This is a genomic window from uncultured Schumannella sp., from assembly GCF_905479755.1.
GTDB lineage: Bacteria > Actinomycetota > Actinomycetes > Actinomycetales > Microbacteriaceae > DCRR01.
Map to the genome: position 1 here is coordinate 21,022 of NZ_CAJQNT010000008.1, position 6,284 is coordinate 27,305.

6 protein-coding genes and 1 pseudogene are annotated in these 6,284 nt (G+C 64.8%); 6 read left to right on the top strand and 1 reads right to left on the bottom strand.

Going from position 1 to position 6,284, the window contains the following annotated elements:
* Window positions 1-230: 230 nt before the first annotated feature.
* On the bottom strand, window positions 231-638 hold the full coding sequence (locus QZ258_RS02540; protein WP_294178738.1) for a helix-turn-helix domain-containing protein: 408 nt from the start codon (window positions 636-638) through the stop codon (window positions 231-233).
* A gap of 104 nt (window positions 639-742) precedes the next feature.
* Between QZ258_RS02540 and QZ258_RS02545 the strand changes: the two genes are divergently transcribed.
* The 6 genes and pseudogenes from QZ258_RS02545 (at window position 743) to QZ258_RS02565 (ending at window position 5,846) form a co-directional block, all read left to right on the top strand.
* Window positions 743-1,651 carry an NADP-dependent oxidoreductase gene (locus tag QZ258_RS02545; protein WP_294178740.1) on the top strand — a complete coding sequence of 303 codons (909 nt, stop codon included), beginning with the start codon at window positions 743-745 and terminating at the stop codon, window positions 1,649-1,651.
* A 415-nt stretch (window positions 1,652-2,066) separates the two neighbouring features.
* A pseudogene (locus QZ258_RS12385) lies at window positions 2,067-2,381 on the top strand (alcohol dehydrogenase catalytic domain-containing protein); the annotation flags it as partial.
* Between the two features lie 362 nt (window positions 2,382-2,743).
* Window positions 2,744-3,049 carry a zinc-binding dehydrogenase gene (locus QZ258_RS12390; RefSeq protein WP_363181871.1) on the top strand — a complete coding sequence of 102 codons (306 nt, stop codon included), beginning with the start codon at window positions 2,744-2,746 and terminating at the stop codon, window positions 3,047-3,049.
* Window positions 3,050-3,431: 382 nt separating this feature from the next.
* Window positions 3,432-3,830: an ankyrin repeat domain-containing protein gene (locus tag QZ258_RS02555; protein ID WP_294178744.1), complete on the top strand. Its 399-nt coding sequence runs from the start codon at window positions 3,432-3,434 to the stop codon at window positions 3,828-3,830.
* 480 nt (window positions 3,831-4,310) lie between these two features.
* Window positions 4,311-4,922 carry a hypothetical protein gene (locus QZ258_RS02560; RefSeq protein WP_294178746.1) on the top strand — a complete coding sequence of 204 codons (612 nt, stop codon included), beginning with the start codon at window positions 4,311-4,313 and terminating at the stop codon, window positions 4,920-4,922.
* Window positions 4,923-5,591: 669 nt separating this feature from the next.
* Complete coding sequence (locus QZ258_RS02565; RefSeq protein WP_294178748.1) at window positions 5,592-5,846, top strand: hypothetical protein; 255 nt, start codon at window positions 5,592-5,594, stop codon at window positions 5,844-5,846.
* The last annotated feature ends 438 nt before the right edge of the window (window positions 5,847-6,284 follow it).

The window sequence follows — 6,284 nt, forward strand, 5'->3', positions numbered from 1 at the left end:
CATGCGCGCACCGCAACTGCGACAGGGGCGGAAGATGGATCAGCCCCGAAGATCAAGGGATTTGTCGGACAATGAAGCGACTGGCAATGGGCCCATTCCACGCGCTTCAGCGACCCTCTCCTGGAAGGCGCCTCGAATGGACCAAGGAAACACGGCGTTCGCATTTGAGGGAGGCGCTCTCGCGGCTCAGAACACCGGGCTGCTTCTGCGGCCGGGCTCGTCGCGTCAGGTCAGTCCACGCCTTCGGGCGCGTCGTAGGCGTGTCGCGCGATCGTCACGGACTGCATGTTGCTTTCCGCCCAGGACTTGAGTTGAGCGACGACCTTATGCAGAGACAATCCGAGGAAAGTGATCTCGTACGTCACTGTGACCGGGACCGTCGCGACGACCGTGCGCCTTACGAGTCCGTCGCGTTCGAGGCCGCGCAACGTCTGTGTGAGCATCTTTTGGCTGACGCCGGCGATCCGACGCCGAAGGTCGGAGTAGCGAGCGGGTCTGTCGTGGAGGGCGCTCAGCACGAGCACCACCCACTTATCCGACAGGGTCGCGAGCAACTGACGGCTCGGGCACGTCGCGAGGTACGCGTCGTAGGCGACCTTCGCCTCGAGCCTGCGCTGCTGTGCGGTCTGAGTAGGCATACGTTCCACTCCTAGAGGCTAACGCACCTGTGGGTGCCTACTTCCTTTCGGAGAGTAGTTCGACCAGCATTGCAGCGTTGCCACTCAAACGAAAGGACCACTCCATGCGCGCAGCGATCGTCACGAATCCCGGAGGACCGGAGGCCATCGAATTGGTCGACCTGCCGGACCCCGTGCCCGGCGAGGGAGAGGTATTGCTATCGCTGGAGGCGGCGGGCGTGAATCCCGTAGATGCTCAGACGCGCAGCGGTGTCTACCATGAGCTCGGGTGGGTATCGGTGACTTCCGTGGGTCTGGGATGGGATGCCGTTGGCGTCATCGTGGCGCGAGGTCCAGGTGTCTCGAGGCTCGCTGTCGGGCAGCGGGTCGCCGCCCTCATTGGCGGCGTCGACCGCGCGCACGGACCTTACGCCGAGCGGATGGTTATCGCCGCCGATGACTGCGCACTCGTACCGGCTTCGCTGAGCTCTGACCTCGCGGCGACCATCCCACTCAATGCCACCACGGCATATCAGGCGCTCGCGCTGGTCGGCGAACCACGTGGCCGCCGTCTGTTGGTCACTGGTGCTGCGGGCGGCGTTGGTGGGTACGCAATCGAGCTTGCTCGCGACCTCGGGTTCACCGTGACAGGCCTCGCGCGCGCGACAGACGCCGATTCGGTGCGCCGCACGGGCGCGATGTTCACAGAATCGCTCACTGGCGACATCTTGTTCGACGCCGTCCTCGATGCCGCCGCCGTGGGTAACGAAGCGCTCGCGAGCACACGCGATGGCGGTGACTATGTGGGGGTCATTCCGGTGGCCGTGCCGGACTCCGTCCGAGGCATCCGCACCCAGGCCGTAGTCGTGTCCCCTGACGGCGAACTGCTCAAGAAGTTGCTCAAGGCCGCGGTGGCTGACGCGCTCACGCCGCGGGTACACACTGTGATGTCACTGAGCGAGGTCCACGCGGCCCACCGACTACTCGACGCAGGCGGGTTCCGAGGACGTATCGTGCTCGACCCGCAACAGTGACCGCAATGGCGTCTTTCGAATCGTCTTGGCGTCTTGATCGCGTTACCCGGCCCTGCGGTCCGCCGCGGAAGAGGAGATCCCGCGGCCGCGCGCAGGGGCGCGATGCGTCCGACATCATCTGCTTTGTGTCGCTGCCAGGCGCGATGGAGCTCTGATTGCGCGCGCTCCACTGAGCAGCTCACAAGTCTGGCGGATGCGCGTCAGGTGTTCCTGTGAGGATGAGGCGCTCTGGCTGCCTCGGGATTATTCGGCGAGCTACCCTTGACCGAGTCAGAAGGCGATGCTGTTGCCCTCGGTTTCTTGGATGGCGTGTGCACCGAGCCTGCCCGTTGCTTCTCCATCACTTCTTCATATCGCTGTCTCTTTCACAATCCTCAAGACGTTCAGAACGCAGAAACCGGATGGTGAGACGAGAATGCCTAGAGCTTCGCAACAGGACCGCACAAGACCCGCGCGTGCCGACGAGCTGATCTCGCGTCGTGTCGTGTACCACCGGTTCGGTGGCCCCGAGGTTCTCGACATCGAGACGCGGCCAGTACCGACACCTGCCCCCGACGAAGTCTTGGTGCGGGTCGCGGCAGCTGGCGTAAATCCGGTGGATTGGAAGATCTTCAGCGGGGCACCGTTGTTCGACGACTATGACCGTAACCTGCCCTCCGGCACCGGGTACGACTTTTCCGGCACGATCGCCGCCATCGGAGACGCCGTGCCCCCTGAGTGGCAGCTCGGAGATCGGGTATTCGGCGGTTTACGCTTCCACGCGATGGCTGACCACCTCGTCATCCAACCCCGCCATCTCGCCCGCGTTCCCAACGACGTGCCGCTGGTGGTGGCCGGAGCCCTCAACGTGGTCGGCCGCACCGCAATGGCGAGCGTGCGATCGCAGCATCTCTCGCCCGCCGACACAGTGCTTGTCAGCGGCGCCGCCGGAGGTGTCGGTATCCTCACCGCGCAACTCGCCGCACACACGGGTGCACGAGTCATCGGAACGGCATCCCCCGCAATCATGCTCTCCTGCGACGGTTCGAGATCGAACCCATCGCCCACGGCCCAGGCCTCGTCGACCGGCTCCGCCACACCGCCCCTGAAGGAATCTCCGTCGTCCTTGACACCGTCGGACATGGCACTGTCGCCGCAGCCTTCGCGCTCGGCGTTCCTGCTCGACGCATCAACACCATCGCCGACTACCCTGCCCGCAGTGCCCACGCGGTCATGGGCGTTGGTGGCGCTGCGGCCGGCGTCAATGAACTCACCGAACTTGTCGCCCTGCTGGCCGAGAGGCGGCTCGAACTACCCATTGACTCAACCCACCCGCTCAACCAGGTACGCGACGCCTACGCTCGCTCCATTAGCGGACACGCCACCGGGAAGATCGTCGTCACGCCGGGCTGGGACTGACGACCAGGCTGACCCGCACGCGCAAAGAACGAGTCGTGACATACTCGCTGCCGGTTAGAGCATCCCGTTTACAGGGAATGCAGCAGGAGGAGACACGCCACCCCAGCAAGGCTTCCTCAGGGTTGCGAGGTCGGCACGCCGTCTGAGCTGCGTCAGCGTGCCGCACGATACGATCGGGTCTGCCCGCCTGGCGAACAAAGCGCGTCATCGACCCTCAAGTCCTGGACTACCAGCAGCGCGTGCTCGCCGCCGATTACATGGGCAGCTGCGCACACCGGGGCGTCTCGGCCAGCTATTCAGACTCGTCGGTCCTAGGCTGGGAGGGTCCCAGTGGTCGGATGAATTGCTGCGGTGTGAGCCGTGCGAGGAGTGGTGGATCGAGATGGTGATGAACGCGGTGGATCTCACTGCTGCAGCTTCGGCGGATGATGTGAAGGGCTTGCGTAAGGCTCTGCGTAAGGCTCTGCGTAAGGGTGTCAACGTCAATGCCCGCGGTCCGCAGGCCAATGCTACGGCGTTGCATTATGCCGTTCGCGCGGGGGCTCGGAACGCGATCATCGTTCTGATCGCGGCTGGGGCCGATCCGAACCTTCAGGATTTGAACGGCAACACCGCGCTGTGGGATTCGGTGTCGAGTACCAAATCTGGTCCGGATGTTGTCAAGGCGCTGATCGCGGCCGGGGCCGATCGGAATATCAGGAACAAGTCAGGGCGCTCTCCGCTTGACTACGTCAACTCGGTCGATGGCAAGGACGCCTCGATTTTCGACGTGGAGAGCTGACTGCGCCCACGGTCGAGGCTTAGCTGGCTCTCGCCGCCCATCACTCGGCGAGGGGCAGGAGGTGTGGGTGACGCCAGATGACGGTGCTGTCTGGGTCCGAGGACGTCGTGATCTTCGCCGCCCATCACTCGGCGAGGGAGCCGTGCGCGTGGCCCTGGGACTGGCCGCCGACTATCACTGCGGTGCGGTCAGCCGAGTTCGGTTGCTCCGTCCTCGATAGCCGGGGCAAGCCGCCAGTCAACTTCGGGCGATTGACGTTGACGAGGCCGCCCGCGGCGCTCAGGTGACGCCGGATCTGCGGTTCGTCAGTGCCGCGACTCTGATGTAGGGCACGGACATTCGCCGTCTGCTGCGGAGCCGGGGGTGCGTGGTTCCGCGAGCTGAAATCGTGGACACTCAGAATGGCGACGTCGTTGGCTGGATTACTTCTGGCTAGGGCGAGCTGCTGCGGGGTCTGCGGCCCAGTGTAAGACTCGGCGTATGCACCCAATGCAGCCGCCCGATTCCCCGCACCTGACGATAAGGCCCAGCCGTCAGGCCTTCGGCAGGGGGCTGGCCTTCCGGGCCGCGATCTTCCTCCCGCTTGTCGTCGTGGGGTGTCTCGGGCTGCAGAACACTGATCTGCCTGGCTGGGCGATCTGGACCGTCGTCGGCGCAGGGATCGTGGTGGGGGCGCTCGCGATCGCGACCATGGTCACCCGTGTCAGCGTCGACGGGACAGAGGTCGTGGTCCGCCGTCTCATCGGCTTTGAAAAGCGGGTGCCGGTGGGGACCGTGACCAAGACTGTCCTGGCGCTGCAGTACGAGCAGTTCGGCAGCGGAGTCGCACCTGCCTTCGCGGTCGTCGCCGGGGGAAGTAAACCGTTCCTTCGGTTGTCAGGTCAGGTTTACGACGCCGGGGACTTGATGGCCCTGAGTGACGCGCTCGGCCGGGCGGAGGTCATCGTCGAACCCGTGACGCCCGCTCTGTTGGAGCAGCGCCACCCCGGCCTGGTGCCGCTGTTCGAGCGCCGACCGTGGACGATCGCCTGGATCGTGGTCGGGGTAGCCGTGGTCCTCGGCGTCATCGTGGGAGTGGTGGCCGAGAGCTGACGCTCCGTCTGCTCCCGGACCGCGGTGCAGGGAGTCTGGGGAACGGCGCGGGACCGCTTGCTGGCTTTCCTGGGGGACTCCACCGTGCATGACCGTGCGATCGCGGCTCACGCTCGCTGCGGGAGATCACGGGCTGGAAACCCCTTCGACGCTGCGCGAGAAGCGGATCTATGCTTCGAGTGCAGGTGTGCCGATCGTGGTGGACGGTCGAGCACGGGGAACCTGTGCTGGTGGCCTGTCGTGCCGGGGGAGGGGGTCCAGGCGGCAGGTCCCTAGGCCGATAGGGCGGCAATACTGGGAGCAGCTACCTGGCCTACGTCGCTCGCTTCACTGCGGCCCGCCAACGGTGGTGTTCGCATCGAGGACTGCCTGCTCGCTCACCGCGGCGTCGCGACTACTAAGATGCTCCGCCGCGACGAAAGCTTCAACTTGTCCGGAGTTCACCCCGACGCGGTTGACGCGGGCATGTCGACACATCGGGTTCCGACCGGCGATTCCGATATGTTCATTGTCGATGAAACGGGCGCGCTGCAGTCAAAGTGACGGGTCTCGAAGCCTCTTGCGTTTCTCGAATTGGGCCAACGGGATGCACTACGTCGATGAAGTGGGCTGATCCGACGTCAGGCTGCGGTCGCCGACGGGCACGCCAGCCTCGCTAATATCTCATCCATGGAACCGCAGTACGGACAGGCAATCGAGCTCGAAAAACTCGACACGCCAAGGGGACCCGCGTGGGCCACCCTCCGTCCACTCGGAGAAGCGTGGGTGCTGTGGGTGCGCCGCGACGGTTCGCGCGATCGACAGCATCTGGGAGTGCTCACCCGTTCTCCCGACGCATACGCCTTTGTCAGCCGACGTGGTCACCGAAGCGGACCGGATGACTGGCTGACCCTCATCGTCGAGGTCGTTGCCCGCTACCGCTGAGGGAGATTGCTCCGTCCTGACGCCGCGACAACGTGGGCGGCTGCGGTGCGCACCCGATCATCGGACAGCCGCTGAGGGCGCGACCTGGTCCTTCCCTGTGGCGTGATCGCCGGCGTACGCCGAAAGGTGCCGTCGCTGTCTCGAGGCACCCGTGCGGGGGACGCCCATATCCCTCGCGCGGGGGACGCGAATGAGTACCTCGGCGACCTACGTTGGACGCACAGCCAGCGAAAGGACGAGAAATAGTGAAGAGCTCACGGAGTATGGACTGGGGAGTAGCCGTAGCGTGCGGTCTCGCCAGTAGTGCCCCATAAAGTGGTGTAGCCCGGTGGCTGGCTTCGTCGTAGACGTAGGCGCGGCCACCGTGTGATCCTTCGAGGAATCTCCTACAACCCACTCGAAAGGTGTCATCACGATGACCGCACCTCATATTGTCGA